The 26,761-nt window shown below is 68.9% G+C and carries 28 protein-coding genes; 6 read left to right on the forward strand and 22 right to left on the reverse strand.

The genetic code is table 11. From position 1 onward, the window contains the following. Positions 1-304: 304 nt before the first annotated feature. From ASC81_RS20145 to ASC81_RS20215, 15 genes are all read right to left on the reverse strand, one after another. On the reverse strand, positions 305-1,318 hold the full coding sequence (locus tag ASC81_RS20145; RefSeq protein WP_056271062.1) for a Cj0069 family protein: 1,014 nt from the start codon (positions 1,316-1,318) through the stop codon (positions 305-307). A 53-nt stretch (positions 1,319-1,371) separates the two neighbouring features. Continuing rightward, the gene (locus tag ASC81_RS20150; RefSeq protein ID WP_082536673.1) at positions 1,372-3,144 is read right to left on the reverse strand and encodes a pilus (MSHA type) biogenesis protein MshL; all 1,773 of its coding nucleotides are present in this window, start codon (positions 3,142-3,144) and stop codon (positions 1,372-1,374) included. After that, a complete protein-coding gene (locus ASC81_RS20155; protein ID WP_056271067.1) occupies positions 3,141-3,542 on the reverse strand; it encodes a hypothetical protein in 402 nt (133 codons plus the stop codon). The genes ASC81_RS20150 and ASC81_RS20155 overlap by 4 nt, the downstream gene beginning before the upstream one ends. Beyond that, entirely contained in the window at positions 3,539-4,261 is a 723-nt protein-coding gene (locus tag ASC81_RS20160) for a hypothetical protein (RefSeq protein WP_056271070.1), read from the reverse strand. Before ASC81_RS20160 ends, ASC81_RS20155 begins: the two co-directional genes overlap by 4 nt. Then, on the reverse strand, positions 4,258-4,935 hold the full coding sequence (locus tag ASC81_RS20165) for a hypothetical protein (protein ID WP_056271073.1): 678 nt from the start codon (positions 4,933-4,935) through the stop codon (positions 4,258-4,260). The genes ASC81_RS20160 and ASC81_RS20165 overlap by 4 nt, the downstream gene beginning before the upstream one ends. Further along, on the reverse strand, positions 4,935-5,921 hold the full coding sequence (locus ASC81_RS20170; RefSeq protein ID WP_056271076.1) for a hypothetical protein: 987 nt from the start codon (positions 5,919-5,921) through the stop codon (positions 4,935-4,937). The genes ASC81_RS20165 and ASC81_RS20170 overlap by 1 nt, the downstream gene beginning before the upstream one ends. Further along, positions 5,921-9,511 carry a DUF6701 domain-containing protein gene (locus ASC81_RS20175; RefSeq protein ID WP_056271078.1) on the reverse strand — a complete coding sequence of 1,197 codons (3,591 nt, stop codon included), beginning with the start codon at positions 9,509-9,511 and terminating at the stop codon, positions 5,921-5,923. Before ASC81_RS20175 ends, ASC81_RS20170 begins: the two co-directional genes overlap by 1 nt. A 7-nt stretch (positions 9,512-9,518) precedes the next feature. Beyond that, positions 9,519-9,959, reverse strand: coding sequence for an agglutinin biogenesis protein MshP (locus tag ASC81_RS20180; protein ID WP_235533718.1), 441 nt, complete (start codon positions 9,957-9,959; stop codon positions 9,519-9,521). An 8-nt stretch (positions 9,960-9,967) separates the two neighbouring features. Next, the gene (locus ASC81_RS20185; protein ID WP_162245937.1) at positions 9,968-10,774 is read right to left on the reverse strand and encodes a type II secretion system protein; all 807 of its coding nucleotides are present in this window, start codon (positions 10,772-10,774) and stop codon (positions 9,968-9,970) included. Beyond that, entirely contained in the window at positions 10,761-11,321 is a 561-nt protein-coding gene (locus tag ASC81_RS20190; RefSeq protein WP_056271086.1) for a type II secretion system protein, read from the reverse strand. The genes ASC81_RS20185 and ASC81_RS20190 overlap by 14 nt, the downstream gene beginning before the upstream one ends. Before the next feature lie 37 nt (positions 11,322-11,358). After that, positions 11,359-11,814: a prepilin-type N-terminal cleavage/methylation domain-containing protein gene (locus tag ASC81_RS20195; RefSeq protein ID WP_056271089.1), complete on the reverse strand. Its 456-nt coding sequence runs from the start codon at positions 11,812-11,814 to the stop codon at positions 11,359-11,361. After that, on the reverse strand, positions 11,814-12,212 hold the full coding sequence (locus ASC81_RS20200; protein ID WP_056271091.1) for a type II secretion system protein: 399 nt from the start codon (positions 12,210-12,212) through the stop codon (positions 11,814-11,816). Before ASC81_RS20200 ends, ASC81_RS20195 begins: the two co-directional genes overlap by 1 nt. A gap of 151 nt (positions 12,213-12,363) precedes the next feature. After that, entirely contained in the window at positions 12,364-13,596 is a 1,233-nt protein-coding gene (locus tag ASC81_RS20205) for a type II secretion system F family protein (protein WP_056271094.1), read from the reverse strand. An 8-nt stretch (positions 13,597-13,604) separates the two neighbouring features. Beyond that, the gene (locus ASC81_RS20210) at positions 13,605-15,338 is read right to left on the reverse strand and encodes a GspE/PulE family protein (RefSeq protein WP_056271096.1); all 1,734 of its coding nucleotides are present in this window, start codon (positions 15,336-15,338) and stop codon (positions 13,605-13,607) included. Beyond that, on the reverse strand, positions 15,335-17,869 hold the full coding sequence (locus ASC81_RS20215; RefSeq protein WP_082536675.1) for a GspE/PulE family protein: 2,535 nt from the start codon (positions 17,867-17,869) through the stop codon (positions 15,335-15,337). The genes ASC81_RS20210 and ASC81_RS20215 overlap by 4 nt, the downstream gene beginning before the upstream one ends. A 136-nt stretch (positions 17,870-18,005) precedes the next feature. Between ASC81_RS20215 and pcp the strand changes: the two genes are divergently transcribed. Further along, on the forward strand, positions 18,006-18,659 hold the full coding sequence (gene pcp, locus ASC81_RS20220) for a pyroglutamyl-peptidase I (RefSeq protein WP_056271099.1): 654 nt from the start codon (positions 18,006-18,008) through the stop codon (positions 18,657-18,659). Here pcp and ASC81_RS20225 read toward each other — a convergent pair whose 3' ends face one another. Both ASC81_RS20225 and ASC81_RS20230 read right to left on the reverse strand, forming a co-directional pair. Continuing rightward, positions 18,660-18,854 (reverse strand): hypothetical protein, encoded by a 195-nt coding sequence (locus ASC81_RS20225; RefSeq protein ID WP_082536676.1) that lies wholly within the window; start codon positions 18,852-18,854, stop codon positions 18,660-18,662. Beyond that, on the reverse strand, positions 18,851-19,432 hold the full coding sequence (locus ASC81_RS20230; RefSeq protein ID WP_056271104.1) for a sigma-70 family RNA polymerase sigma factor: 582 nt from the start codon (positions 19,430-19,432) through the stop codon (positions 18,851-18,853). Before ASC81_RS20230 ends, ASC81_RS20225 begins: the two co-directional genes overlap by 4 nt. 100 nt (positions 19,433-19,532) lie before the next feature. Between ASC81_RS20230 and ASC81_RS20235 the strand changes: the two genes are divergently transcribed. The 5 genes from ASC81_RS20235 (at position 19,533) to ASC81_RS20255 (ending at position 23,210) form a co-directional block, all read left to right on the forward strand. Beyond that, positions 19,533-19,799, forward strand: a complete 267-nt coding sequence (locus tag ASC81_RS20235) for a DUF2282 domain-containing protein (RefSeq protein ID WP_056271107.1) — start codon at positions 19,533-19,535, stop codon at positions 19,797-19,799. Between the two features lie 7 nt (positions 19,800-19,806). Continuing rightward, on the forward strand, positions 19,807-20,640 hold the full coding sequence (locus ASC81_RS20240) for a DUF692 domain-containing protein (RefSeq protein ID WP_056271110.1): 834 nt from the start codon (positions 19,807-19,809) through the stop codon (positions 20,638-20,640). After that, positions 20,637-21,320, forward strand: a complete 684-nt coding sequence (locus ASC81_RS20245) for a putative DNA-binding domain-containing protein (protein WP_056271113.1) — start codon at positions 20,637-20,639, stop codon at positions 21,318-21,320. The genes ASC81_RS20240 and ASC81_RS20245 overlap by 4 nt, the downstream gene beginning before the upstream one ends. 19 nt (positions 21,321-21,339) lie before the next feature. Next, positions 21,340-21,840, forward strand: coding sequence for a DoxX family protein (locus ASC81_RS20250; RefSeq protein ID WP_082536678.1), 501 nt, complete (start codon positions 21,340-21,342; stop codon positions 21,838-21,840). An 89-nt stretch (positions 21,841-21,929) separates the two neighbouring features. After that, positions 21,930-23,210: a response regulator gene (locus ASC81_RS20255; RefSeq protein WP_056271116.1), complete on the forward strand. Its 1,281-nt coding sequence runs from the start codon at positions 21,930-21,932 to the stop codon at positions 23,208-23,210. Positions 23,211-23,228: 18 nt separating this feature from the next. Here ASC81_RS20255 and tolA read toward each other — a convergent pair whose 3' ends face one another. From tolA to ASC81_RS20280, 5 genes are read right to left on the reverse strand one after another with little or no spacing between them, the layout of a single operon-like run. Continuing rightward, positions 23,229-24,074 (reverse strand): cell envelope integrity protein TolA, encoded by an 846-nt coding sequence (gene tolA, locus ASC81_RS20260; protein WP_056271118.1) that lies wholly within the window; start codon positions 24,072-24,074, stop codon positions 23,229-23,231. Next, entirely contained in the window at positions 24,075-24,512 is a 438-nt protein-coding gene (tolR, locus tag ASC81_RS20265; protein ID WP_056271121.1) for a protein TolR, read from the reverse strand. It lies immediately after the preceding gene. A 1-nt stretch (position 24,513) separates the two neighbouring features. Further along, positions 24,514-25,188 carry a protein TolQ gene (gene tolQ / locus ASC81_RS20270; protein ID WP_056271124.1) on the reverse strand — a complete coding sequence of 225 codons (675 nt, stop codon included), beginning with the start codon at positions 25,186-25,188 and terminating at the stop codon, positions 24,514-24,516. Further along, positions 25,185-25,598 carry a tol-pal system-associated acyl-CoA thioesterase gene (gene ybgC / locus ASC81_RS20275; RefSeq protein ID WP_056271127.1) on the reverse strand — a complete coding sequence of 138 codons (414 nt, stop codon included), beginning with the start codon at positions 25,596-25,598 and terminating at the stop codon, positions 25,185-25,187. The genes tolQ and ybgC overlap by 4 nt, the downstream gene beginning before the upstream one ends. Beyond that, positions 25,577-26,755 (reverse strand): pyridoxal phosphate-dependent aminotransferase, encoded by a 1,179-nt coding sequence (locus ASC81_RS20280; RefSeq protein WP_056271128.1) that lies wholly within the window; start codon positions 26,753-26,755, stop codon positions 25,577-25,579. Before ASC81_RS20280 ends, ybgC begins: the two co-directional genes overlap by 22 nt. Between the last annotated feature and the right edge of the window lie 6 nt (positions 26,756-26,761).

The raw sequence follows: 26,761 nt of genomic DNA on the forward strand, positions 1-26,761 counted from the left end.
CCCGTTCCTCCCGCACGTACCAGGCACCGGCCAGGACCGCTGCGGCGAGCACTGCAAGTGGAACGACTTTGGACAACGGCGGCATGGGGAGAACTGCTGTAACTACATTGGCACAAATGTACCACCGCGGTTTTTCGCAGCGGCAGCGGCGCCGGCCACACCGCGGCAATGCCGATCACTGCAGAGCTGCTCGTCGGCATCGAGGCCGTGCCGGTCATCTTTGCAGCCCATGGCATTGCCGATGCCGCCGTGGCGGGGCGCGTCATGGCGGCCGGCAAGGCCGCGCTGCAAGTGCGCGACCGAGTCAGGCCGACAGCCGCGCCTTCACGGCGCCGACCAGCAGCGGGATGGCGGAAGGCGGAAAGGGCGAGACGCTGCTGACGTTGATCTCGCACAGCACATGGCTGCCGGGCTCCTCACCGTGCATGAAATCGCAGTCCCACAGCATCGGCAGTTCGGCCCGCGCCAGGCCGACGCGCTCGCGCAGCAGCGTGACCCACTCGGTTTCCAGCAGCGCCTTCAAGGCCTGGAACTGCGGCAGGTCCGCGGGGTGATACAGCCGTGGCCCGGGCGCGGGTGCGAGCTGGCCGGCGGGGGCTGGGTACAACGCATTGACGGCCTGGTGGCCGAAGCCCGCGACGCGGTCCTGCACGAGATAGGCGCGCACCATGCCGTCGACCAAGCGGGGCTGCCAGGCCTGGTCGATCATGTGCGCGCCGTGCCGCGGCTCGAAATAGGGCGCCAGCCTCAGCAGCAGTTCGCGCAGGCTCAGCAATTCTTCATCGCTGCCGCGCTGGGCATGGCGCACTTTCAGCAGGGGCGAGGCCTTGACCTGCTCGACCCGCCAGACGCCGATGCCGCTGTGGCCACGCCACTGCTTCAGCACCCGGGCGCCGCCCTGCAACCGTTGCGGCAGGTCGTCGGCGAGTTCGGCCAGGCTGTCGACCCGCACCGCATCGCTGCCGAAGGGCAGGTCGCTCACGTCGACGAGGACGTCCTTGGTGCCGAGCTTGAGGATGGCGTCAGGGTGAGCGCTGACGAAGACGCCGGCGTCGGCCACCTCGCGCAGCAGGGCGTCCAGGCGGTCGCGGCGGCGGCCGGCCTCGATGGGGTTGTGCCAGACCAGCACGCCGTCCACGCGCCGCAATTGCGCAGCCACCTCGTCGGCGAAGTCGTCGTCGTAGATGGCAGGCTGGGCCGCCACGTCCGCCTCGGCGAACGCCTCGAACAGTGCGGCGAAGCGGCCCTCCGCCGGATCGCTGCGCTCACGCGCCGCGCGGTCACCGGGGTAGAGCAGGGCGAGGGACGGTGCTGCCATGGCGTTCTCCGGGGATCAGCGGACCGTGGCAATGATGCGCCGGCGTGCGCGAGCTACTTGGGCTGTGCAGCCGTGCCGTCCAACCGGATCACGCGGTGGGCGCGGTTCTCGCTGTCCTGCAGCGACTCGCTGACCAGGCGGTTGTGCTGCTGCCAATCCTCGGCGCTGCGGATGATGCTGGGCTTGATCAGCACGACCAGCTCGCGCTTGCGGCCGTTGTTGGCGCGGTTGCCGAACAGCATGGATGTCAGCGGGTTGCTGTCGGCGCCGGGCAGGCCGGAGCCGCGCCGCGTGGCCTCCATCTGCATCAGACCGCCGATGGCGACGATGTGGCCGTCGGGGATGCGCACGACGGTGTCGCTCTCATTGATGTTGGCACTGGCCAGCGGCAGGCGGAAGTTGCCGACCGAGCCGAGGTCGACCTGCTTGACCTTCTCGGTCACGCTGGACACCGAGGGGTGGACGTGCAGCGTGATCATGTCGGCCGCGTCGATCTGTGGCGTGACGTCGAGCGCAATGCCGCTGAAGAATGGCGTCAGCGTCAGCGTCGGAATCTGGTTGGTCGTGCTATTGGTGCCAGTGTTGCCCGTGTTGGTGCCGCTGTTGCTGCCGCTGATGCCGGTGATGAAGTAGTCGTCGGTACCGACCTTGAGCACGGCCTTCTGGTTGTTCAGCGTCGCGATGCGCGGGCTGGACAGGATCTGCGTGTCGCCATGGCTTTCGATGAAGCTCAGCAGCGCCTGGAAGCCGCCGCGCGCCAGCGCCAGGCCGAAGGTGCCACCACCCGCGGACGGCAACGGGATAAGGTCGGGCCAGGCCGGACTTTGCGTGCCGGTGGACAGCACCGGCAGGCCGCGAGAATTGCTGACCAGCGGGTTGATGATGCTGCCGACGCCGCTCGGGATGGACGGGTTGACGCTGGTCTGGCCGATGGCGCCGCGGTCACCGATGCGCGACCAGTCGATGCCGCTCTGGTAGCCCTCGCGCAGCTCGACCTCGACGATCTTGGCCTCCAGCATGACCTGGCGCTCTACGGCGATGCGCGTGGCCTTCAGCCAGGCGTCGACATGGCGCAGCTCCTCGGGCATGGCGCGCACGGCGACCGTGCCTGACTGCGGGCTGGTGATCACGGTGCGGCCCTCACCGGTGCCGACGAGCGCCTTCAGCGCGGCGTTGGTCTCGCTCCAGAAATCGCCGGAGACCCTCGTGCTGAGCTGGCTGCTCTCCTGCTGCTGCACCGTGGTCGTGCTGCCGCCGGTAGCCGTGCCGGCGGCGCCTGCTGCGCCGTTGGGGCTGCCGGCCGGCGCGGCACCGGAGCTGACGCGCACCTCGCTGCGGCCGCTGCGCTGGTGGGCCAGCGCGTTGATCGTGAAGACGCGGGTCTGCAGCGTGGGCGGGAAGACGGTGATGCGGCGGCCGTCGATGGCGTAGTCAAAGCCGTAGACATCGCGGATGGCGTCGAGCGATTCGCGCAGCGTCACGCCCTTGAGCGTGACCGACAGCTGGCCCGACACGCTGGGGTGCACCAGCATGCTGTAGCGCGTGTCGCTGACCAGGGACAGGAAGACATCGCGGGCCGGTGCGCCGTTGACGATGAGGTCGAAGCGCGGTTCGGGCGGCAAGGCGGGCGCCGCTGGCGGCACCGGTTGGGTTTGGGCTGCCGGCGCCGCGGCCGAAGCCGCCGGAGCGGCCGGCACGGCGCGCTGGGCCTGCAGCTCTTCGCGCAGCGCCTGGCTGGGCTGGGCGACACGCAGCGGCTTGTCGGCACAGCCTGCCAGCAGCACGGCAGCGCTGAGCAGCAAGAGACGGGGAACAGGGGCCTTCATGGCTTCTCCTTAGATTTCTTAGCGCCAGACACAGCCTTGGTGGCCGGGGCCGACGGCTCGGCGCGCTTCTCGACGCCGCCGTACAGCGGCTCGCGCCTGACCTGGCCGGCCTCGCGCAGCCAGACGGCTTGTTCGGTGATGCGCTCGATGCGGGCGCCGTCGAGCTGCTGGCCGACGGCGTAGCGCCGGCCGCGCTGCACGACATAGGCGCGGCCGTCGGCAAACACGACCTGGCGGACGGCCCTGTCGGCAGGCTCTGCGCCCGATGCCGCGGAGGCGGCCGAGGCGGCGGCCACTGCGCTGCGCAAGGCGGGCGGCCACGCCGTGGGATCGCGGGCGGCCTCGTCGGCGTGGGCGAAGGATGCTGTCAGCAGCAGGGCGATCAGCGTCGTTCTCATGGCTGCACTTTCAGCAGATGGATGCGGGCCAGCAGCCGCGGCGTCTCGCCGGGGCCGCCGCTGCTCAGGCGCATCTCGCCCCAACGCAGCGCCGGCAGTTCGGCTTCCAGCGCCTGCACATAGCGCTGGATGTCGCGGTAGCTGCCCTGCACGTGCAATTCGACGCCTTGCCAGCTCATGCCCGGCATGCTGGGTGGCGCGGCGCTAGCGGAAGCTGGCGACGAGGCCGCAGCCGAGGGCAGGGCGACGGGGGCATCGTCCAGCAGCGTCAGGCGCTCCAGCACCAGCCCGGGCTGCCGCGCCAGCAGCCGCTGCAGCACGACGGACAGACCCTCGGCCGGGCTGACGGTGCTGGCCTGGCGCAGGGCATCGTCCAGCCGCTGGCGCTCTGCCTTGGCGGCGTCCAGCTGGGTCTGCAATTGAGCGGCGGGCGTGCTGGCGCTGACGCGGCTGGCGGCCACGAACTGCTCGCGCAACTGGCCCACCTCGGCCGCCTCCTTGGCCTGCGCCTGGCTGCGCAGCTTGGCGCGCGCCGCCTGGGGCGACAGCACCAGCGTGTCGAACAACAGCGCCACCACGGCGACGATGCTGAGGAAGAGGATGGCGCGCTCGCGCAGGCTGAGCGCGTCGATGCGCTTGGCCTGGCGCTCCCAGCGCGCCCGCAGCGGCGCGAAGCGGCGGCGCAGCAGCGCCAGATCGATGGTCGTCTGCGCCTTCATTGCGCGCCTTCCATTGCGGCACTGGCTGCCTGGGCCGGCGCGCTGACGACGCGATAGGCCCACACCGGCAGGCGGCTGTTGGCCAGGGGGCTGCCGCTCGCCAGCAGCGGGTTGCTGCCGGCCTCGGTGCCCGGCGCGCCGAGGCGTTCGACGCGCAGCGCCGACAGCTGCTGGCCGGCCAGCAGCGGGTGGGCAGCCAGCCGGCCCAGCCACGGGCGCAGCACGGCGGTGTCGAGCGTGCCGCCCACCAGCTCGACGCGCCCGGGCGCATAGCGCAGCTCGCTGAGCCAGGCGGCGTCGGGCAGGCTGCGGGCCACCAGGCTCAGCAGGTCGGAATGGCGTTGGCCCGCGGCGTCAGCGCCCAGCGCCTGCAGCAGCGCGCGGCGCTCGGCATTGCCGGCCTCCAGCGGCAGGAGCTGCCTTTGCACGGTAGCGGCGTCGACCGGTGCCGGCAGCGACGCGCTGGCCACCAGCAGGGACTGGCGCTCGGCCGCTAGCTGGGCGAGCAGCGTCTGGTGCTGCGCCTCGGCACTGCGGTCGCGCTGCTGCAGCCACAACGCCGCGGCCAGGCCGGCAAGCAGCAACAGACCCGTCGCCTGCAGCAAGGCCAGCGCCGAGAAATAGCGCTTGGGCGCCAGCAGGATGGGCGTGAGCAGGTTGATTTGCTGCGGCATCAGAGTTTTTTTCGTGTCTCGGTGCGCAGCGCGGCGCCCAGCAGCGGCAGGCAGGCGGCAAGGGCCTGCGCGGCTTCGCCCTCGGGCGGCGGCGCCTCGGGCGCGAAGGCTGCCAGCGCATCCAGGGCGACGGTGCGCTGGCCCAGCTCGCGCTGGATCAGCGTGGCGACCTCGGGGCCATGCTCGGCTGTGATGACGTAGAGCCGCGCCAGCGGCAGCTCGGGCCAGCTGCGCTCCCAGACGTCGATGGAGCGCTGCAGCTCGACGACCAGCGGCGACTCCTGCGTGCCGGGTGCATCGAAGGCACCACCGGGCTGGTACTCGAAGCCCAGCGGCATCTCGGCGGAGGCCGCCTCGCTTTGCTCGCCGCGGGCCCGGGCCAGCAAGCCGGCGTCGCCTTCGAGGCGGCGTGTGTAGAACAGCTCGTCGCCCGCGCAGACGATCAGCAGGCAGTGGCGAGCATCGATCAGCACGGCAGCGCAGGCACGCGCGGCCAGGTCGTCGGCGCGGGCCTGCCGCGCCAGCAGATTGCGCAGCGCCGTCTCCCAGACATCGACGACGGTGATCTGGTCGCTGATGCCGGCCGCGCCGGTCGTCAGCGCCTTGATCGCGCTGTTGCGCGCGGCGATGACGAAGAGCTGGCGCTGGGCACGCTCGACATCACCGCCGACGTGCATCACGTCCAGCGTCAGCTCGGCCACGTCAACATCGACCATCTCCTTGATCTGCCAGCGCGCGGCGGCCTTGAGTTCCTCCTGCGGCACGTTGGGCGTGTCGACCTTGAGGATCTGGTAGTCGGCCGGGTCGAGCAAGGCGATGGCATCCCCCGCGGGGACAGGCCTTGCCTCGGCCAGCAGGCCCCAGCGCAGCAGGCGCGCGGGCTCGTCGTCCGGCGCGCCGTCGGTCAGCACGAAGGCGTGCTGGCTGCCGATGCGCCGCAGCAGCAGTCGCTGGCCGCTGCGGCGGGGGGACCAGGGAAAGCGCATCAGTAGTTTTCCCTTTGGAAGACGATGCCGTCGGCGCCGCGGTAGAGGCCCCAGGTGGCGCGGGCGCTGGGGTCGCTGTTGCCGGCGCACCAGGGACCGCGCAGTGCGATGAGGTTGGCGCCAGTGGCGGCCGCCGTCGTGCGCCAGCCGGTCGGCATGCAGGAGTCATCGGCCGGCGCGGCACCCGTGCCAAGCGCGATGGCGACGTCAAGGCTGCCGACGCGGCTGCCACTGGGCGCCTGCAGGGTGATGAAGCTGCTGCCCGTCGGATTGACGGTGACGGCATTGGGGCTCATGACCGCGTCGGCGGCAGCAAGCTGCTTGCGGAAGTTGCCGAAGCTCAGGTTGGCGGCGGTCACGCGGGTGCAGGAATCCAAATCGTTGATCTTGAAGGTGCTGCTGCTGCCGTCCCAGTACTGGGCCATGAGCGGCAGCCTGAGCGTGCGGCTGGCCGCGCTCATCGCATTCTGTAGGCGCAGCCGACCATAGCGCAGGGGGATTTGCCCGAGCAATGCGCGATCTGCCACGTTGGCTGGCACATCGGTGTCGAGGTCCAGCGACAGCATGCCGACGCCGTCACTGTCCACGGGCGCGATGCCGAACGACGGCGCCAACGGGCCTTCCGGGCTGGCGCCGCGCAAGGCGTTGGCGGTCAGCGTGACCTGGGCCGTGCCGGGGGTGGTGTTGGCCGGCGGCGTGTTGGTGGCCCGCCCCCAGTCGCCGGTGCTGGCCGAGGTGGAAAGGCGCGCCGTCGGCTTGAACATCGTCGTGCCCGAGATGCCGGCAAGGTTGAGGGCCGACGGCGCCGTGAAGCTGAGCTTGGCGAAGGCGTCGAAGTAGTTCAGCGTCGTCGCGCCGACGGCATTGCGGGCGGTCAGCGTGAAGGCCAGGCGCATGTCTTCGCCCAGGTAAGTGAAGGTCGAGGCAGGCGTGCACGCCAGCGCGCTGCGGTGGGTGGCGGCAAACGCGCTAGCGACGAAGCCGGCCGGGATGAAGCGCCCGACCCGGTTCTGCTGCGCGCCGGCGGCGTTGAACACGGTGGCGTCCAGTGCCAGGCCGCTGCCGAGGAAATTGCCGACCACCGCACTGGTGTTGAGCTGGAAGCTGCCAACCTCGCTGTAGGCCAGGTTGGCGACGGTGACCGTGCCGCCGGAGAAACCGCTGACGATGTTGTTGCTGAGGCTGCCGAGCACGCCGCCGCTGGAGATCGTCGGCGTTTGCGAGCCGGACAAGGGCGTCAGCGCGACGGTGGCGTTGAAACTGGCCGTGCGGCCGGCGGCGGTGACCTGCGCCAGCGTGGCTGATGCGTCCGGAACGCCATCGCCGCCGCCGTCCGCGCCCACGGCCCAGCGGTAGGCGGCCACGGTGGCCGAGAACGGTGCGCCGGCCTTGCCGAAGACGGCGTCGTTCGGGTTGCCGACGCCGGGGTTGCCAGTGCCCGACAGCGTCAGACCGCTGACGACGATGGCGAAAGGCCGCACGACCAGGTCGCCGATGCCGCCGCTGACGGTGGTGCCCGCGTAGGCGAGGGAGTCGTCGTCGAGGTTGAGGGTGTACTTGCCGATGTCGGTGGTGGCGAGGTTGAGCGTGGCGACGCCCGCGGTGAAGCTCAGGTTGAGGTTGTTGCTCGCCGGGCGGGCGGCCGGCATGACCAGTGCCGGGGCGACGACGCTGGGCGCGGCCCAGGCACCGCCGCTGTCGGTGCGCCAGATCTTCATGCTGCGCGTGCCGTTGAAGTCGGTCGCGGTCCCGCAGCTGCCGCTGCTAGGGTCCTTCTTGATCAACGACACCTGCAGATCGTGCGGGCGGCCGGCGACGACGATGTTGCTGCCCGCGATGCGGTTGCTCAGGTCCTCGGCCCAGACAAGGGCGTTATCCCTGAACACGATGGGCGCGGATGTCGTACTTGTACTGCTGACGTTGTTGTCCACGACCGTGACGGTGGGGCTTTGCGCCAGGCTGTGGCTGAGGCGCAGCTGCACGCTGCCGGAGTCGGCGGCCGAGAACTGGTAGGTGGCATTGCCGCTGTTGACCGCACCCGGCGTGAGGTTGCCGCGCGGTGCAACGGCCGTGCCCGTCAGCCAGTCGCCGCGGCCGGTGGAACTGGTCAGGTTGACCGTGCCGGCATAGCTGGTCAGCGTGGCGCCGTTGGCATCGCGGGCGGTGATGGTCAGCACCTGCGGCACGCAGGTCGAACCGGCGCCGGTCCCGCTGATGGTGAAGCTGGCAACGGCCGCCGGCACGCAATGGAACAGCTGGGACGCCGGGATCGCCGCAAAGGCGCCGCCGCTACCGGGCGTCGACCATTGCAGGCGTATCGTCGCGCCGCCGCCGCGCTCGAAGAATTCGAGCGTGACAGGGATGTAGCTGCCGGCGGTGAAAGCGATGCCGCTGCTGGTGTCGAGCGTCGGGCCATGGTCGGTCCAGTTGTCGATGACCAGGCTGCCGTTGATGTAGAGGCGCACGCCGTCGTCCGACGAGGTGCGAAGGCTGTAGGTGCCCGTCGTGGGGATGCGGATCAACCCGGTCCAGCGCACCGAGAAGTCGTCCGCGCCGACGCCGCTCACCCCGGCTGTGCCGCTGCCCCAGTCGAAGTCCACCGTGCTGTCGATGCGCTGGACCGAGTTGCCGCCGAAGTAGGCGCGCTGCGTGCCGTTCTGGCCGAAATAGTTGCCGACGAGGCCGGAGGCGATTGCCGTCGGCGCATAGGGGACGGCGGCGGTGCTGTTCGCCGCAATGCTGTTGGCCGCGAGATCCCGCACGTTGTTGACGGTGAGGGTGCGGTTGGTCGTGAGACTGGGGGTCAGCGTCAATGCGACCGCGGTGCCGTCGCCAGTGACCACGGCGCTGGTGATGCTGTGGCCGCCGCTCAGGCTGTAGTTGGACAGCGTCTGGGCGCTGGCAACGTCGATGGTTTCGGAAAACGTGACCAGGATCTGGTTCGTCGCGCCGCAGGCGAGCTGCGCGGAGCTGATGGTCGGCGGCGTGTTGTCGACCACGCCGCTGTACAGGCCCTGCGTGGCGCTGCCGCGGGGAATGACGGTCTGCGTGTTGCCCACGGGCGCCGGTCCGGCCCAGCTCAGGCGCATCGACTGTTCGCCGCCGCGCTCGTAGTAGTCGACGCGGAACCGGTAGTACGTGCCTGCCGTGAGGTTCGAGGGGCAGCTCGCCTGGTAGGTGGCCGTCGACTGCTCGATCCAGCGGTCGATCAGCAGCTCCGTGCTCTGGAAGGTGCCGCTGTTGTTGCAGTCGACGTACAGGCGCACGCCGTCGTCGGCTTCCACCTGGAAGGTGTAGGCCCCGGTCGTGGGCACCAGGATGCTGCCGCTGTAGCGGGCCTGGTAGTTGTCGCTGCCGACGCCGGGCGCGGGGGCGGAGGTGGAGCGGATGACGCTGATGTTGGATTCCACCCGGTCCACCACCGCGCCGGTGCCGGGGATGGACGCGGGCGGCGTGCCGCCGAAGTTGAAGTACTCGACGCGCACGCCGGGCACGCCCTGCGCCGCGGCACCCTGGGTCAGGAGGGCAAGGAGCCACGGAAAAAGCCAGGGGAAAAGCCGGAACAGCAGGCGATGCGGCGTGGTGCTCATGGAGCCTTCATTTGGCAAGTGTGCGGGTCAGCTGCCGCTCCGCATAGGCGGGCTGGTTGATGGCGGCGTTCGGGCAGGCACCACCGGCCGGGATGTTGCAGGCGGTGGCCAGCAGCACGTAAAAGGCGAGATCGTTGTCGCCATCCTTGACCGTGCCGGCACCTGGCGTGCGGGTGCAGGTGACGGTCACGGTGTAGCCAGCCAGCTGGTCGGGCAGCCCGAAGCTTTTGGTGCCGAAACAGCCCGGCCGGGCCGTGCCGGGCAGGATCTGGTGGCTGCCCCATTCCAGGCCGGCCAGTGCGGCTTGGTAGGCCTTGGCTGCGGCCAGCTCGCCGGCAGAGCCGAGCTGCTGGCGTTGGCTCAACGAGGCCAGCGCCGCACCCATGGCCGCCAGCGCCACCAGGATGAAGAGCATGGACACCATCGTGAAGCCACGCGGTGCGTTCATGGGCGCGCTCATGGCAAGTTGTCCACATGGACCGCGTGATGCAGCGTCACGGTCTCGCCCCGGTCCTTCAGCGTGATCTCCAGGCTGACCAGGCCGTATCGCGCTGTGATGGTGGCCGCGTCGAAGCTGAACTTGCAGCCTTCCACGTTCCGCGCCAGTACGGCGCTGGTGCCACCGGCCGGGGGATCGGGCTGGGTGGCGTTGAAGCCGTAGCCGGTGTGGCGAGTGAGCGTACGGGTCGTCAGGTCGCAGCGGTAGCTGACGGGCGGTTCGATGGCGTAGACACGAAAGGGCGGCGCCTGCAGCGAGTTCGCCAGAGCCGCACCGCCAATGCCGACAGTGGTCGCATTGCCTGCGGCGCTGGTGGCGGTGCGGACATTGCCGAGCGTGTAGGCGTCGGCGTCGGGGATGCCGGCGCCGAGGTTGTACCAGGCGAGTTGCTGGCCTGCGTGGCTCAGCCTGAGCGGCGGGCCGATGATGTCGAAGCTGGGGTCGACAGCGCCGAACTGCAGCGGATTGCCCGACTCGGTCGCGTAGCGCGCTGCGCCGCTGATGGGGATCAGCTCCAGGCTGCGCTCGCTGGCCGACACGCGCGCGCTGTTGGGCAAGGCCAGGCTGAGGTCGCGGGCGATGCGGCGCAGGGCGGTGTCGGCCTGGTCGCCGAGCTGGGCGCGCGCGGCGCTGGCGAAATAGGCCGTCGTCGCCGGCACGATGAAGACGGACACGACGGTGATGACCACGCCGGTGATGGCGATGACCATCACCGACTCGATCAGGGTGAAACCGCGCTGCGCCCGCATGTCAGTCCGCTGCATTGGGGGCATGCCGCGTGCGCCAGCCCTGCAAGTTGACGGTGCTGCCGTCGGGCGCGGTCACGGTGACCGTGATCTTCAGCGCCTCGCCCCCGGCCGGGATGCTGTCGAGCGCAGCCGGTACGACGGCCACTGCAGCGCTGTAGCCGCTGAGCCCGGCAATCGCCGTGTTGCTGATGTCGCGGATGCCATTCATCGAGAAGCCGGCGTAGTCGTTGACGTTGTTGAAGGGGTTGGCGCCGTTGTAGCGGGTCTGCCCGCCTTCCGGGCCGGTGACCTCGACGGTGGTGCAGTCGCCGGTGCCGGTGGCCGTGTCCACGCTGGGATCGTTGGGGTCGCACCAGGTGAAGGGCATCAGCGTCACCTCGCGCAGCAGCGACTCGGCGATGGCCAGTTGCTGGCGGCGGATCATCGGGTCGGCGCTCGCCGCCGTGGCCGTGACGAAGACCCGCAGCATCGCGCTCAGCGCAATGCCGACGACGACCACGAAGAGCAAGAGTTCGATGAGTGTCAGGCCGCGCGTGCGCCGCCCGCGGTGCAGGGCCGGCATGTGGGGAATGCTAGCCGAGCAACCCATCGTCAATGCCTCAAGGTGTCGGGTAGATGAGGCCCGTATCGGACTCGATGCGATGGGCCTGGCTGTAGCTGCCGTAGGCCACCGTGACGGTCAGGGCCGAGCCGGTGCTGGTGGCCGTGGTGCCGCTGTTCGCGCTGTTGAAGGTCACCGTTCGGCTGCCGCCCTCGGCGATGCAGGGGCTCTCGGTCGCCGGGCAGGGCAGGGTGTCGATGACCGCACCGCCACCATAGGCCCAGCTGACGCCGCTGCCGGTGATGGTGGCGACGATGGGCCGGCGCTGCTGCAGCGCCACCCTCAGCATGGCCTGGTGGCGCGACTGAAGCTCGTCGCCAAAAGTACGCAGCCGCCAGAGCGTCGTGTCCACCACCTTGGGAAGGGCGAACACCGCCAGGGCGGCTGTGATCACGATGACGAGGATGAGCTCGATCAGCGTAAAGCCCGCGACGGTGCGCGGGTTCTGGGTCATCAGGTGCCGGTGCCGGTCACGGTGAACGTGGCCGTCTTGGCGTTGCCGGTCAGCACGCAGGTGGTGACTGTGACGTCCGCGCCTGCAGCGCTGTCAGTCGTCACGGAGAAGCCGGTCGGCAGCGGAGCCTGCAGCGCAGCGACAACGTCGGAGCACTTGTTGACCTGCACCGTCTTGTTGGTCGAAGCCGTACCGGTTTCGCCCTTGGCCTTGCGGCTGGCGTAGTTGATGGCCGAGGCCGAGCTCAGGGCACCGGCCACGCCGTTGACGGCGGCTTGCTTGGCGTCGTCGTCGACGTTGACGAATTTCGGCAGCGCAACAGCGGCCAGCACGCCCAGGATGACGATGACCATCACCAACTCGATCAGGGTGAAGCCGGCTTGCTGGGACTTGTTCATGGGTTGTCTTCCTGCGCTCGCTGCGCTGTGGTCCGTGATGGCAAGACTATCGGCCACGGTGGCGGCACCCAGGAGTGAATAGCGCACGGCATTGGTGACACTTACCGCTCCCGGCCTGCAAACCGTTGCAAGCTTCACACGCGCGGTAGCGTCAGCGCCCCTGTGCCGCTTGACCGAGGTTCCACAGCGGCAGGAAGACGCCCAGGGCCAGCACCAGCACCAGCGCGCCGATGATGGCCAGCAGGATGGGCTCGATGGCGGCCGACAGGCCCTTGATGGCGTAGTCGGTCTCGCGCTCGTACATCTGCGCGATCTCGGTCATCAGCGTGTCGAGCTCGCCGGTCTCCTCGCCCACCGCAATCATTTGCAGCACGATGGGTGTGAACACGCCGGTGGCGGTGGCGCAGCGCGAGATGCTCTCGCCACGCTCGACGCCATCGCGCATCTGCTCGATGCGCGCGCCGATGTAGGCGTTGTCGACCGTCTGCGCCACCACCGTCATGGCCTGGCTGATGGGCACGCCCGAGCTGCTGGCCAGCGCGAAGCTGCGTGCAAAGCGGGCCAGCGTGGCCTTGAGCACGATGTTGCCGGCGATGGGTAGGCGCAGCTTGAAGCGGTCCCAGGTGTAGCGGCCGCCCGGCGTAGCGACCCAGTTGCGCCAGGCCAGCACCGCGCCGATGCCGCCGGCCAGCACCAGCGGCCACCACTTCACCGTCCAGGTCGAGAAGCCGAGCAGGATGCGCGTCATCAGCGGCAGCTCGGTCTTGAAGTGCGCGAAGACGTCGGCGAACTTCGGCAGGACGAACAGATTGATGACCACCAGCGCGATGCCCATGGCCAGCATGACCATGATGGGATAGCGCAGCGCCTGCTTGATGCGGGCACGGATGTCAATCTCGAATTCCAGGTGCTCGGCCAGGCGCTGGAACACCTCGGTCAGCTTGCCCGTCAGCTCGCCGACGCGGGTCATGGCGATGAAGAAGGGGCTGAAGACGGCGGGGTGGCGGGCGAAGGCGGTCGCCAGCTCGCGGCCTTGGTCGAGGCTGGCGCGCACGTCCTGCAGCAGGCTGACGATGGCCGGGTGGGTCGTCGACGCCTCCAGGCCGGCCAGCGACCGCAGGATGGGCACGCCGGCCTTCTGCAACGTGTACATCTGGCGCGTCAGCACCAAGGTGTCGTCCATGCTGATGGACCGGGCAAGCAGTGCCTCCAGCCAATTGCTTCCACCCGCGACGCTGATGGCCTCGGTCGTGGCCTCGATGCTGACCGGCACGACGCCGCCCGACATCAGCTGCGCCGCGACGGCGTCGCTGTTCACGGCATCGACGATGCCTTCGACCAGCTCGCCGCGGCCATTGCGGCCCTTGAACGAGAAGTTGCTCATTCAGCCAATCATTCGGCGACGACGCTGATCCGCACGGCCTCGGCCAGCGAGGTCTTGCCTTCGCGCACCAGGGCCAGGCTGCGGTCTGCCAGCGTCTTGCCCTTGAGCGCGCGACGCGCGGCGGTCAGGAAGGCGCCGGCGTCGCTGCGCTGGATGGCCAGCGCCATGTCGGGGTCCAGCTCCAGCATCTCGTAGACGCCGCGGCGGCCCTGCGAGCCGGTGCCGTTGCACTCGGCGCAGCCGCGGCCCTTGACGCTCTTGACCGGCTCGGGCGTCTCGCCGTTCTGGGCCTGCACCTCGTTGATCCAGGCCTGCTCCTGCGGCGTGGCCAGGTGGGGTTCGGCGCAGTGCTTGCACACGCCGCGCAGCAGGCGTTGGGCCAGCACGGCCTGCAGCGAGGTGGCCACCATGAAGGGCGGGGCGCCCATGTCCAGCAGGCGGAAGGGCGTGGAGACGGTGTCCTTGGTGTGCAGGGTGCTGAGCAGCAGGTGGCCGGTGATGGCGGCGCGCAGGCCGATCTCGGCCGTCTCGGCGTCGCGCATTTCGCCCACCAGGATGACGTCGGGGTCCTGCCGCAGCGCGGCGCGCAGCACGCGGGCGAAGTCGAGCTCGATCTTGTCGTTGACCTGCACCTGGGTCAGGCCCGGCAGGCGGTATTCGACCGGGTCTTCCACCGTGATGATCTTCTGCTGTTCCGCATCGATCTCGGCCAGCGCTGCGTACAGCGTCGAGGTCTTGCCCGAACCGGTCGGGCCGGTGACCAGGATCATCCCGGAGTCCCGCCCCAGCAGCTCGCGGAAGCGCTTGAGCATGTCGTCGGGCATGCCGATGTCGCCCAGGCGCCGCAGTGCTGAGCCCTGGCCGAGCAGGCGCATGACGACCGATTCGCCGTACTGGCTGGGCATGGTGGACAGGCGCACATCCAGCGTGCGGTCCGACAGGCGCAGTGTGAAGCGGCCGTCCTGCGGCAGGCGCTTTTCGGAGATGTCCAGGCCGGCCATCAACTTCAGCCGCTGCGCCAGCGCGGGCGCGATGCGCTTGTCGGCCTGCGTGAGCGTCTGCAGGATGCCGTCGACGCGGTTGCGGATCAGCAGCTCGCCTTCGCCCGGCTCGATGTGCACGTCGGAAGCGCCAGCGCGGGTGGCGTCCTCGAACACGCTCTGCAGCAGGCGAACGACGGGGGCGCCTTCCTGGCCAACGCTGGCCTGCAGGGCGCCGAAGTCGACGGCGTCGCCGATGTCCTTCTCCAGCGCCTTGGCCAGGCCGGAGATCTCGTCGCTGCGGCGGTAATGCTTGTCGAAGACGGCGGGCAGCTGGCTTTCGGCCACCACCGCCATCGCCAGCCGCCGCTTGAGGATCTTGGCCAGCTCGTCGAAACCGAACAGGTCCAGCGGGTCGGCCATGGCCACCAGCAGGGTGTCGCCGCGCTCTTCCAGCACCAGGGCGCGGAAGCGCCGTGCCGGCGTCTCGGGCAGCAGGCGCACCAGCTCGGTCTTGAGCGGGAAGGTCTTGAGGTTGACGAAGGGCGCGCGCAGCTGGCGGGCCAGCACGTGGGCCAGGGCCTCCTCGGTGATGAGGTTGGCCTCGATGAGGATGCGGCCCAGCTTCTTGCCGGTGGCGCGCTGCAGCGCCAGCGCCTGCGTCAGCTGCTCGGCGGAGATGAGCTGTTGCTCGACGAGAACGTCGCCCAGGCGCAGCTTGGGGCGGGGGGCGGCAGCGGTCTCGGCGACGGGTTCGTTCATACGTTGCTGGTGGCGTGCACTTCGGCGATGGTCGTGACGCCCTGCAGCACCTTGACGATGCCGTCCTGGCGCAGCGAGCGCATGCCCTCGGCCAGCGCGGCCTGTTGCAATTCCTCGGCGCGGGCGCCGGTCTGGATCATGCGGCGGATGTTCTTGGACACGGTGAGCAGTTCATGCAGGCCGGCACGGCCCTTGTAGCCGCTGTTGCCGCAGGCGGGGCAGCCGGGGCTGGTGAACTTCATCAGCCGACCCTGGCGGCCGTGATTCTTGATCCAGTCGGCCATCAGCGCGAGCTTGGAAGGGCGCGCGTCGGCGGGGAAAACGTGCAGATAGTCATCCAACAGCTCGCCAAGCTCGGCCTCGGTCAGCGGTTCGGACGTCTGGCAGGACGCGCAGGATCGCCTCACCAGGCGCTGGGCCAGCACGGCCAGCAGCGAGTCGGCAAAGTTGAACGGGTCCATGCCCATGTCCAGCAGCCGCGTGATGGTCTCGGGCGCGCTGTTGGTGTGCAGCGTGGACAGCACCAGGTGGCCGGTCAGCGAGGCCTCGACGGCGATCTCGGCCGTCTCTTGGTCGCGGATTTCGCCGACCATGATGACGTCGGGGTCGGCGCGCAGGAAGGCGCGCAGCGCCTTCGCGAAGGTCCACTCGATCTTCGGATTGACCTGCACCTGGCGCAGGCCGGCCTGGGTGATCTCGACCGGGTCTTCGGCCGTCCAGATCTTGCGCTCGGGCGTGTTGATGTAGCTCAGCGCCGAATGCAGCGTCGTCGTCTTGCCCGAGCCGGTCGGGCCGACACACAGCACCATGCCATAGGGGCGGCCGACCGCCGCCTGCAAGCCGGCGAGGTTGGCCGGTGCCAGGCCGATCCGCTCCAGCGGCATGGGTTTGCTGCTGGCCAGCAGACGCATGACGACGTCTTCCAGGCCGTTGCTGGTCGGGATGGTCGCGACGCGCAGCTCCAGCTTGTGCTGGGCCGAGTACTTGGCGAAATTGATCTTGCCGTCCTGCGGCTTGCGGCGCTCGGAGATGTCGAGGTCGCACATGATCTTGATGCGCGCGATCATCGCGTTACGGTAGGTGTGGGGCAGCTCCAGGTAGGGCTGCAGCACGCCGTCGCGGCGGAAGCGGATCTTGAGCTTGTCGCGGCCCGGGTAGGTCTCGATGTGGATGTCGGACACGCCCTGGTTGGCCGCCTCGATGATCATCGAGTTGATCAGGCGCACCAGCGAGTTGTCGCTCTGCTCGATGGCCGCATCGTCCTCTTTGGTCGAGCGCTCGCTGCTGTCGCGCTCCAGGCTTTCGATGAGCTTGTTGGAGCTTTCGAGCGCGAAATCGGGCGTGAAGTCGGGCAGGGTGTCGGTCGCACCGCGCGGCAGGGCCTCGGCGCCATAGCGGTCGAAGGCCAGGGGGATGGCGAACTGCAGCGTGCCGAGCTTGGTCAGCGTCGGCACGACCTTGAGCTGGGTGATGAACTCGACCTCGTCGAGGGCGTCGCGTCGCGTCGGGTCTTCCATGGCCACGACGAGGCGGCCATCGCGCAGCACCAGCGGCAGCACTTCCAGGCGCTTGGCCACGGCGTGCGGCAGCTTGCGCACGGCGTCGGGCTCGATGGCGAAGTTCTCGACGTCGACGACCGGATAGCCCATCTTGCGCGCCAGCGCCGACTGCAGCTGGGCCCGGCTGATGACGCCCTTGCGCACCAGCAGCTCGCCCAGCGGCACCGAGCGGTCGTCGCGCTGTTGCACGAGGGCCTGCTCCAGCTGCTCAGCCGACACCAGTTCCAGCGCCAGCAATGCCTCGCCGATGCGCACCATGGGCATCTTGGCCTGCTGCTCGATGGCCAGCAGCAGCTGCTCGGCCGTGACGATGTGCTGGTTGACGAGGATGTCGCCGACGCGGCGCTGGCGCAGGTCGGTCTGCTCGGCCGCAGCGGCGTTGAGCTGCTCGGGTGTGACGAGGGCGTCTTTCAACAGCATGTCCCCCAGCCGCTCGCCGATCTCAAAATGCGTCAGCACCTCGCGCGGCACGAACACCCGGCGCACCGAGTCGTCGGTGTCGGACAGCGGCGGGAATAGGAAGAGGCCGAGGTGGTCATGGTGATGACCGATGGTCACGCCCTTGAGTTCGTCGCCACCGTTGAAGACGATGCGGAAGTCGCTGCGCGGGCGTTGGTCGACGCTGAGCGGCGAATTGATGTCGTTGGCGTCGCGCGGCGGCACGCTCACCACGCGCTGCATCTTGATGGCGCGGAACTGGCTGAACTTCAGCGGCATGCTGTTGCGCGCCGGCGGCACATTGATCTGCACCATGCGGTCGCTGGCATCCAGCTGCAAGAGCTGGCCGGTGCTGCGGCTGTTGTTCAGGCCGAGGATCTCGCAGGCTTCGGCCGTGCGTTGCACCTGCGGCTGGGGGTAGGCTGCATAGGGCGGGCAGGGCCACAGGAAGCCCGAGGCCGGCGCCCCCGTGGCGGCAGCGGTGGAGTCGGCATCGCCGTGGGGCCAGGGCAGGGGCTGGGACGGGTCGGTCATGGGCTGGCGCTGTATGAGTGCCGATGATTATGGAGGGCCGTGGCGGGCCGGCCGCCCTGGAGAAACACGGTGCAAAGGCGGCAGATGGGCGGCACCGTCGTGCCCCGAGCCCGGACGGGTTGAGGAGAATGACGCCATGAACATCCTGCTCACCGGCTTCGAGCCCTTCGGCGGCGAGGCCATCAATCCGTCCTGGGAGGTGGCGCGCTCGCTGCACGGCCAAGTCATTGCCGGCGCCGTCGTGCATGCGCGCTGCCTGCCGACGACATTCGGTGGGGCGCCTGAGGCACTGGCTGAAGCGTTGGCCGTGCTCAAGCCGGAGGTTGTCATCGCCCTGGGCCAGGCCAGCGGCCGCGCGGAGATCTCCATCGAGCGCGTGGCGGTCAACCTCATCGATGCCAGCATCGCCGACAACGCGGGCGAGCGCCCGCATGACGTGCCGGTTCGGGCCGACGCCCCGACGGCCTATTTCTCGACGCTGCCGGTCAAAGCCATGCGCAATGCGCTGCGGGCGGCGGGCCACCCGGCGGGGCTGTCGCTGACGGCGGGCGCCTTCGTGTGCAACCAGGTGTTCTTCGAGCTCCAACACCGCTTGGCCGGCCGTGGTCTGAGGAGCGGTTTCATCCATGTGCCGGCATTGCCGGAGCAGGCGGCGCGTGCGCAGGCTGCCATGCCCAGCATGGGCCTCGCGGCGCAGATCGACGCGATCAGGCTGGCGGTGGCCGTCGCGCTGCAGGGCGACGAATCTCTTGCCTCGGCCAGCCCGGACGAGGGCGCGCCCGTCGCCTGATCACTCGTCCGTGTATTGCCGCCAGCGCGCGCTGGCCTGGCGCATCAGCGCCACCTGCCGGGCAAAGCGCCGGCAATTGCTGCAGACGCGCTGGTGCAGGCGCGCCGACAGCCGCTCGGCCAGCGGCACTTGGCGATCCTCGGCCTGCAGCGTGATCTGCGTGGCTTCGCGGCAGGTAATCGTCAACTTGATCAAGTAGCACCTCCAGCGGCCGCGCCGCCGAACCATCCGAGCTGAAGGCATTCCCGCAGTCTCAGCCGGGCCCTGTGCAGCATGACCCAGAGATTGGTCGGCGTGATCGAGAGTTCCTTACAGATCTCATCGGACTCCAGCTCCAGCCACTCCCTCATCATGAAGAGGCGGCCCTGCTGGCCTGGCAGCTTTTCGACACAGGCTTCCAGCACCAGCATGAAGTCGACCTGGCGCAGCGCATCCTCGGGGTTGCCCCAATCGTGCTGCGCCTCGCGCCAGTGACCGTCGCTGGAGAACATCAGGTCATCCAGGTCCTCGCCGTCGTCGCTGGTCGCCGTCGTCGACATCTCGCGGCTGTTCCTGCGGATCTGGTCGATGAGCTTGTGCTTGAGGATGCCGATGAGCCAGGTCTTGAGCTGGCTGTTGCCCGCGAAGGCCTGCGGCTTTTCCAAGGCGGCAAGCAGCGTGTCGGAGACCGCGTCCTCCGCCCAGGCCGGGTTGCGCAGTTGCAGGCGTGCGTACTTCAGCAGCGCCGGGCGCAGGGCCTCGATCTGGTGGCAGTAGTCGGGTAATGCGGTCATGGCGGCGCGGAGTGTAAGGAGTCGCGCATGTCTTGCGACTTCGTTGCTGCCGCCGGATGATCGGCCGCCCTCGTCCCCCAACCTTTTCGGAGAATTGCTCATGAAGAACCAAGCCCTCGTGTCATCGGCCCTGGCCGCCGCCCTCTCCCTCGGCCTCGTCGCGCACGCCCAAGCCCAGGACAAGGCCGCCAAGGAGAAGTGCTACGGCGTCGCCAAAGCCGGCCAGAACGACTGCGCCAGCTCCGACGGCGCCCACTCCTGCGCCGGGCAGGCCAAGGTCGACAAGGCCCCCACCGAGTGGAAGTACGTTGCCAAGGGCACGTGCGAAAAGGAAGGCGGCTCCACCAAGGCGCCCGCCAAGAAGTAAGCGCGGCATGGCGCCAGCTTCCTGCGTCGGCATCGGCTGGCGCCAGCCCCACTACGAGTCCCTGATCGCCGAGCGCCCCGCGCTCGGCTTCATCGAGGTTCATTCAGAGAACTTCTTCGCCGACGGCGGCATCACGCTCGCCGTGCTGGACGCCGGCCGTGAGGCCTACGACATCAGCCTGCACGGCGTCGGCCTCGGGCTCGGCTCGGCGGCCGGGCTGGACGGTTGGCACCTCGACCGCCTCGCGAGGCTGGTCACTCGCGTGCAGCCACGTTGGGTGTCTGACCATGCCTGCTTCGCCCGCGTGGGCTCGGGCCTGCATGCAGCCGACCTCCTGCCCATTCCCTTCACCGACGAATCGCTGGCTTTGCTGGCCCGGCACGTCGACGAGGTGCAGCAGCGCCTGGGCCGAACGATGCTGGTCGAGAACATCAGCGCCTATGTCGGCTGGGCCGGCGACACCTTGGCCGAACCCGAGTTCTTCAACGAGTTGACGCAGCGCAGCGGCTGCGGCCTGCTGCTGGACGTCAACAATCTGGTCGTCAATGCGCGCAATGCCGGCTTCGATGCCGACGACGCAGCGCGCGAGGCCATGCGCTGGGTCGACGCGATCCGCCCCGGCAGCGTCGGTGAGATCCACCTCGCCGGTCATTGCGAGCGTGAGGACGGCCTCGTCATCGACGACCACGGCAGCCGCGTGCGCGACGAGGTCTGGCGGGTCTACGAACACGCCATCGAGCGGCTCGGTGCTGTGCCGACGCTGATCGAATGGGACACCGCCGTGCCGGCACTGGGCGTGCTGCTGGCCGAAGCCCAGCGGGCGAGGGCGATGCAGCGATGAAGGCGCAGCAGCAGGCCTTTGTCGATGCGGTGCTGGGCCGCAGCGAGGCGCCGCCGGGCCTGACGGGCAGCGAGCGGGGGCTGTCGGCGTACGTCGGCAACCTGAGGTCGCTCTCGGCCCAGGCGCTGGCCGTGCCTTTCGCGCGGCTGCGTGAAGCGCTGGGCGAGGGCGACTTTGCCGCGCTGGCCTGGAGCTTATGGCGCAACCACCCGCCCGAGCGGGGCGACCTGGCGCAGTGGGGTGGGGCGCTCGAAGCTTTTCTGATTGAACGCGCCGGCGAGGACTCGGGCTTGCCCGATCTGGCCCGGCTGGACTGGGCATCGCACCTGGCAGAGCACGCGGCGGATGCGGAACTGGACGCCGAATCGCTCGCGCTGCTTGGCAGCACGCCGCCCGAACAGCTGTGCCTGCAGTTGCGCCCCGGCGTCGCCTTGCTCGCCCAGCGCGACGGTCCGCTGCTCGTGTGGCGTGCGGGCTGGCGTGCCGTCTCGCATGACATCTGTGCAGCTGATGCCGCGTTCATGCAGGCCTTGCTCCGCGGCGTGAACCTTGCCGACGCGCTGCAGGCTGCCGAAGTGAAAGGTTCTGGCGCTGAAGCCGACTTCGATTTCAGCGCCTGGCTGCAAGCCGCGTTGCGCAATGCCTGGCTGCAAGGGGTCAGGTCGACACCTTCAACCTGATCACCCGGACTACCCCACCATGAATCCCCTGATCTCCAACACGCTGCGCGCCTTCACCGACCCCGGCCTGCAACCCACTCGACTGCCCGCGCCGCTGGATACGCTGGTCAGCCATCTGCAGTCGCTCGCGCTGTTGGCAGCGCGGCTCTATGTGGCCAAGATCTTCTTCATGTCCGGCCTGGTCAAGTTGCGCGACTGGTCGTCCACGTTGGCGCTGTTCAACGACTACTACCAGGTGCCACTGCTGCCGCCGGCGCTGGCGGCCTACGCGGGCACGGCCGGCGAGTTGGTGATACCCGTGTTGCTGGCGCTAGGCCTAGCGGGTCGCTTCGCGGGGGCAGGGCTGTTTGTCGTCAACTTGATGGCGGCGCTTTCGTTGCCGGCCGAAGATCTCTCGGCCGCCGGCGAAGCGCAGCACTTGCTGTGGGGCGTGCTGGCCCTGGGCGTTGCGCTGTGGGGCTCGGGCCGTTGGTCGGTCGACAGCATGGCGCTGAATCGAGCGGCTGGTCAGCTGCGTTGAATGCGGCATTCTGTAAGCAGACGCCACATTTGGAAACGGCCCGGCCACCGCGTTTACTCTAGTCTCGTGACAGTAACCAATGGTCTGTCATGGAGTTTTCAGAGCTGTTCACCCAGAGCGCGCGCGACGTGCTGCCGCACGCCAGAAGGAAGGGGCTGGTGGCCTACTTCGACTATCGCGGGCCGCACCTTGAGCTTCATGATCCCGGGCCCTACCTGCGTGCCGGCATCCACCGCATCTTGCTCGGCATCGTCGACTGCTTTGAGTCGGGTTTCGTCATGTTCAGCGCGGAAGTCGAGCCGCCGGTCTTTGGGCGCAGCAGCATCGTCATTCATGCCGCCGGCACGGGGGCGCATCGCCCAGCCGATGTCATCGGCGTGCTGCAGCGCCTGCAGTTGGTTGGCGAGGATGCCGATGCGGCCCAGGGGCTGATTGCGCAAGCGCAGGCGTCGTGTCCGGCGACTGCCGGCTCGGTCCAGTTCGTCGACGCCGGACTGAACGGGCTGGTCATTTCGCTGAGCGGTGAAGTTGCCGCAGAGGAAATCGCGTTTGAACACGCACCAGACGCGGGCGGCTCGGTGGCATGGCTGGTCAGCCCTCTGACCGGCGCACTGGACTCGGTCGAGACGAGGCTGCGGCATCTGGGCTGGCACGTTATTTCGTTCGAGCGGATCGAGGAGGCGGCGGCGGCGATGCCGGCTGCGCCGGCTCCAATGCTGATGATCGCCGCGGAGCACGGCAGTCAGGATCTGGCGCTGCTCGAGCAGATCGCCCAGCGCCTGCCCAGCCTTTGGACGGTGCTTGCCGTGGTCTCCGGCTCCGACACCCTGCGCTTCCGGCCTCAGTGCTCGGTCGACATCCGGGTGCTCCCGTTCAGCCCGCTTGAACTGGAGCGCTTCACCGCGCATGTCGACACCCGCACTTCGACGGCCCTGTCGCGGCTGACATCGCCCGCGCCGCTGTACGTCCAGGAGAGCCGACGCGTGCTCGTCGTGGACGACAACGTCGTGAACCAGATCGTCGCGCGCGGTCAGCTCGAGGCCTTGGGCTATGAGGTGGTGGTGGCTGGCGACGGGATCGAGGCGCTCGACTCCTGCTGCGACGAGCCGCCAGACATGGTGTTGATGGACGTGGACATGCCGGTCATGGACGGGCTGGAAGCGAGCGAGCATCTGCGGTCCTTGCAGCGCGTCGGCAACTTGCCGCCATTCCCCATCGTTGCCGCCACGTCGGGTGACACGGATCTGCGGCGCAATGCCTGCCTGAAAGCCGGCATGGATGGCTACCTCAGCAAGCCCATGGACCTGCAAGCACTGGCCGACGAGTTGCATCGCGTGCTGCCGGGGCGGCCGATCTCCGTGGAGCTTTGAAGCCTCGCGGGCCCGGGGCTACTCGCGTGGACGGAAGGTGAGGATCAGCACCGACGGCACGCGGCCGTCGACATCGCGCGGCAGTGTCTCGGCCTTCTCGATGGCACGCAGCACCGCGCGGTCCCATTCGCCGTCGCCACTGGGCTTGAGCAACTGGGCACCGTGGATGCGGCCATCGGGGCCAAGGGTCACCTTGACCTCGGCGGTCGGATTGGCGGCACTTTCTTCCGAGTAAATGATGAGCGGGCGGATCTTGGCCTTGATGCGGCCGGCATAGCCCGCTGAAGGCGCAGAGTTCTGGGCCGCCGCACCTGTGGAGCCCGGTGTGCCGCCGGCCATGCCCTGGATGCGGCGCAGGTTCTCCTGGCGCAGCGCCTCGCGGCGAGCGTCGGCTTCCTTGGTTTCCCTCGCCGCCTTGGCGTCCTTCGCCTTCTTGCGGTCCTGCTCTTCCTTCTCGGCCTTCTCTTTGGCGAGCTTGTCTTTGGCCGCTTTGTCCTTGGCGGCCTTGTCGCGCTCGCGTTTCTCGGCGTCCTCGCGGGCCTTCTCTTCCTTCAGCTTCTTCGCCTTGGCGATGGCGATCTCCGCTTCACGTTGCTCGGCGGCGGCTTCCTCGCCGGCACGCTGCTGGGCGCGCGTGTCGGGCTTGGGCGCCTCGGGCTCGGGTTCGGGCGGCGCTTCTTCGAGCGGTGCGGCCACCTGGGGCACGGCCGACCACAATTCGGCCTCGAAGGCGGGTGACGAGTCGCTGCGCCAGTTCAGGCCATAGGTCAGCGCGAGGATCAGCAGGCCGTGCGCGCACAACGCAAACACGATGCCCCGGCCAAGGCCGGCGGCTTCGGGAGGACGCAGCGTGGCCGTGCTCATCTAGTTGCTGGCGGCGCCGCTTTTCACGGCCAGCCCGACGCGCTGGATGCCGGCGCGCTGCAGCGTGTCCATGACCTGCACGACGGCCTCGTACTTGACGTTCTTGTCGGCGGAGATGACGACAGGGTTGTTGGCGTCCTTGCCCTGCGCCTTCTTGACGCGCTCGGCCAGGCGGTTCGCCGGGATCGATTCGGGCTCCAACTGGTCGACCTTGATCTTCAGCTTCTCGTCGGTGCCGACGATGATCTGGATGACATGCTCGGGCTGCTGGCGGCTCTTGCCCACGCTGGGCAGGTCGACCATGCCGGTCGTGATCAGCGGCGCGCTGACCATGAAGATGATCAGCAGCACCAGCATGACGTCGATGAACGGGACCATGTTGATCTCATTCATCGTGCGGCGCCGGCGGCCGCCCCCTCGGCTGACGGTGGAAGCCATGTCAGTGCTGCGTCGCGTTGCGTTGCAGGATGTTGGAGAACTCTTCGATGAAGGTCTCCAGCGTGATCGCGCTGCGGTCGATCTGGCGCGCGAAGCGGTTATAGGCCAGCACGGCCGGGATGGCGGCGAACAAGCCGATGGCCGTGGCCACCAGCGCTTCGGCGATGCCCGGCGCCACCGTCGCCAGCGTGACCTGCGTCAGATTGGACAGGCCGACGAAGGCATGCATGATTCCCCAGATGGTGCCGAACAGGCCCACGTAAGGCGACACGGAACCGACCGAGGCGAGGAAGGACAGGTTGTGCTCCATGGCGTCCAGCTCGCGGTGGAAGCTGGCGCGCATCGCGCGGCGGGCGGCGTCCAGCAAGGCACTCGGATCGGTCACGCGCTTCTCGCGCAGCTTCATGAACTCACGCATGCCGGACGCGAAGATGCGCTCCAGCGGTGCGGCGTCGGTGCGGTTGCCGACCGACTGGTAGAGATCGTTGAGGTTCTTGCCGCTCCAGAACTCCGCCTCGAAGGCGTCGTTGCGGCGCTTGATCTGGCCCAGGCCGATGAGCTTGCCGAATATGACGCTCCAGCTCGCCAGCGACACGAGCAGCAGGCCCGCGATGACGAGCTGCACCGCGAGGCTGGCATGCAGGATCAGGGAGACGATGGACAGGTCTTGGTTCATGCGGTGATCGCCGAGATGACGGAGTCGGGCAGGCGTTGGGGTTTGAGGTCGCTGGCGCGCACGCAGCCGATGCGGATCTCGCCCTCGGCCAACAACGTGTCACCACGCAGGGCGCGTTGACGCACGACCAAGCTGGCCTTGCCAGCCGGTTGCGGTTCGACGGTGACGGTCAGCAGGTCGTCGAGCCGTGCCGGCGCGGCATAGCGCAGGCTGGTGGCGGCGACAACGAAGATGAGGCCGGTGTCTTCGCGCAGCCGGTGCTGCTCGACGCCGGCCGCGCGCAGCCATTCCGTGCGGGCGCGCTCGAAGAACTTCAGGTAGTTGGCGTAGAAGACGATGCCGCCGGCATCGGTGTCTTCCCAGTAGACGCGGACCGGGAAATGAAAACTCACGCCAGGACCTCGCGCAATCGAGCCACCGCTTCCTGCAGGTCCTCCATCGACGAGGCGAAGGACAGGCGCATCCAGCGCTGCGGGGCGGCCAGACCGAAGTCGCGGCCCGGCGTCAGCGCCACCTGGGCGCGCTGCAGCAGCTCGTGGGCGAAGGTCCAGCTGTCGGCGTGGTGGCGGCTGATGTCCATCCAGGCATAGAAGGCGCCGTCCGGCGGCACTGGGACGGTGAGGCCCAGGTCGTTGAGGGCCGCCACGATGTAGTTTCGACGCTCGCGCAGCACCGCGCGACGGCGCTCGAACTCGGCGATGGACGCAGGCTCGAAGGCGGCCAGCGCCGCCATCTGCGCCAGCGTGGACGGGCAGATGTAGAGGTTCTGCGCCAGACGCTCGACTGCCGGCACCAGCGCCGGCGGCAGCACCAGCCAGCCCAGCCGCCAGCCCGTCATGCCAAAGTACTTGGAGAAGCTGTTGACCGAGACGATGTCGTCGCCCAGCGCGAGTGCACTGTGGCCGAAGTGTTCTTCGTAGCTCAGCGGCAGATAGATCTCGTCGACGACGGTGACGCCGCCTTGGCCGCGCACGAAGCCGGCGATGTCGGCCAGCACTTCCGGCGCGATGGAGGTGCCGGTCGGGTTGCTGGGCGAAGCGAGCAGCACACCACGCGTGGCCGGCGTCCAGGCGGCACGCACCTGGCTGGCGCCGAGCTGGAAGCGCTCCGCAGCGCCGGTGGGCAGCAGGCGCGGTGTCGCGTCCGCGGCCGTCACGAAGTGGCGGTTGCAGGGGTAGCAGGGGTCGGGCATCAGCACCTCGTCGCCCCGCTCGAACAGGGCGAGGCAGGCGAGTTGCAAGCCGGCCGACGCGCCGGCCGTGATGGCGATGCGATCAGCTGCGATGGCCAGGCCGAAGCGCTGGGCGTACCAGCGAGAGATGGCCTCGCGCAACGCCGGCTGGCCGAGGGCATCGGTGTAGGGCGTGGGGTCTTGCGCCACCCGGGCAACCGCCTCGCGCACGGCAGGCGCGGCGCCGAAGTCCGGCTCGCCGACGTTCAGGCGGATCATGCGCCGGCCGCCCTGCGCGGGGTCGCACAGCGGCCCGGCCGCCATGTGCGCCGCTGCCTTGGCCAGTTCCATCACGTAGAAGGGCTCGATGCGGTCGAGCCGGGACGCCAGTTTCATCGGCTG

The sequence above is a fragment of the Pelomonas sp. Root405 genome, assembly GCF_001425165.1.
Taxonomy (GTDB): Bacteria; Pseudomonadota; Gammaproteobacteria; order Burkholderiales; family Burkholderiaceae_C; genus Pelomonas.

What these genes read in the sequence shown, in the direction of transcription:
- ASC81_RS20145 (WP_056271062.1), bottom strand. Translation starts at nt 1,318, where the DNA reads ATGGCAGCACCGTCCCTCGCCCTGCTCTACCCCGGTGACCGCGCGGCG.
- ASC81_RS20150 (WP_082536673.1), bottom strand. Translation starts at nt 3,144, where the DNA reads ATGAAGGCCCCTGTTCCCCGTCTCTTGCTGCTCAGCGCTGCCGTGCTG.
- ASC81_RS20155 (WP_056271067.1), bottom strand. Translation starts at nt 3,542, where the DNA reads ATGAGAACGACGCTGATCGCCCTGCTGCTGACAGCATCCTTCGCCCAC.
- ASC81_RS20160 (WP_056271070.1), bottom strand. Translation starts at nt 4,261, where the DNA reads ATGAAGGCGCAGACGACCATCGATCTGGCGCTGCTGCGCCGCCGCTTC.
- ASC81_RS20165 (WP_056271073.1), bottom strand. Translation starts at nt 4,935, where the DNA reads ATGCCGCAGCAAATCAACCTGCTCACGCCCATCCTGCTGGCGCCCAAG.
- ASC81_RS20170 (WP_056271076.1), bottom strand. Translation starts at nt 5,921, where the DNA reads ATGCGCTTTCCCTGGTCCCCCCGCCGCAGCGGCCAGCGACTGCTGCTG.
- ASC81_RS20175 (WP_056271078.1), bottom strand. Translation starts at nt 9,511, where the DNA reads ATGAGCACCACGCCGCATCGCCTGCTGTTCCGGCTTTTCCCCTGGCTT.
- ASC81_RS20180 (WP_235533718.1), bottom strand. Translation starts at nt 9,959, where the DNA reads ATGAACGCACCGCGTGGCTTCACGATGGTGTCCATGCTCTTCATCCTG.
- ASC81_RS20185 (WP_162245937.1), bottom strand. Translation starts at nt 10,774, where the DNA reads ATGCAGCGGACTGACATGCGGGCGCAGCGCGGTTTCACCCTGATCGAG.
- ASC81_RS20190 (WP_056271086.1), bottom strand. Translation starts at nt 11,321, where the DNA reads ATGCCGGCCCTGCACCGCGGGCGGCGCACGCGCGGCCTGACACTCATC.
- ASC81_RS20195 (WP_056271089.1), bottom strand. Translation starts at nt 11,814, where the DNA reads ATGACCCAGAACCCGCGCACCGTCGCGGGCTTTACGCTGATCGAGCTC.
- ASC81_RS20200 (WP_056271091.1), bottom strand. Translation starts at nt 12,212, where the DNA reads ATGAACAAGTCCCAGCAAGCCGGCTTCACCCTGATCGAGTTGGTGATG.
- ASC81_RS20205 (WP_056271094.1), bottom strand. Translation starts at nt 13,596, where the DNA reads ATGAGCAACTTCTCGTTCAAGGGCCGCAATGGCCGCGGCGAGCTGGTC.
- ASC81_RS20210 (WP_056271096.1), bottom strand. Translation starts at nt 15,338, where the DNA reads ATGAACGAACCCGTCGCCGAGACCGCTGCCGCCCCCCGCCCCAAGCTG.
- ASC81_RS20215 (WP_082536675.1), bottom strand. Translation starts at nt 17,869, where the DNA reads ATGACCGACCCGTCCCAGCCCCTGCCCTGGCCCCACGGCGATGCCGAC.
- pcp (WP_056271099.1), top strand. Translation starts at nt 18,006, where the DNA reads ATGAACATCCTGCTCACCGGCTTCGAGCCCTTCGGCGGCGAGGCCATC.
- ASC81_RS20230 (WP_056271104.1), bottom strand. Translation starts at nt 19,432, where the DNA reads ATGACCGCATTACCCGACTACTGCCACCAGATCGAGGCCCTGCGCCCG.
- ASC81_RS20235 (WP_056271107.1), top strand. Translation starts at nt 19,533, where the DNA reads ATGAAGAACCAAGCCCTCGTGTCATCGGCCCTGGCCGCCGCCCTCTCC.
- ASC81_RS20240 (WP_056271110.1), top strand. Translation starts at nt 19,807, where the DNA reads ATGGCGCCAGCTTCCTGCGTCGGCATCGGCTGGCGCCAGCCCCACTAC.
- ASC81_RS20245 (WP_056271113.1), top strand. Translation starts at nt 20,637, where the DNA reads ATGAAGGCGCAGCAGCAGGCCTTTGTCGATGCGGTGCTGGGCCGCAGC.
- ASC81_RS20250 (WP_082536678.1), top strand. Translation starts at nt 21,340, where the DNA reads ATGAATCCCCTGATCTCCAACACGCTGCGCGCCTTCACCGACCCCGGC.
- ASC81_RS20255 (WP_056271116.1), top strand. Translation starts at nt 21,930, where the DNA reads ATGGAGTTTTCAGAGCTGTTCACCCAGAGCGCGCGCGACGTGCTGCCG.
- tolA (WP_056271118.1), bottom strand. Translation starts at nt 24,074, where the DNA reads ATGAGCACGGCCACGCTGCGTCCTCCCGAAGCCGCCGGCCTTGGCCGG.
- tolR (WP_056271121.1), bottom strand. Translation starts at nt 24,512, where the DNA reads ATGGCTTCCACCGTCAGCCGAGGGGGCGGCCGCCGGCGCCGCACGATG.
- tolQ (WP_056271124.1), bottom strand. Translation starts at nt 25,188, where the DNA reads ATGAACCAAGACCTGTCCATCGTCTCCCTGATCCTGCATGCCAGCCTC.
- ASC81_RS20280 (WP_056271128.1), bottom strand. Translation starts at nt 26,755, where the DNA reads ATGAAACTGGCGTCCCGGCTCGACCGCATCGAGCCCTTCTACGTGATG.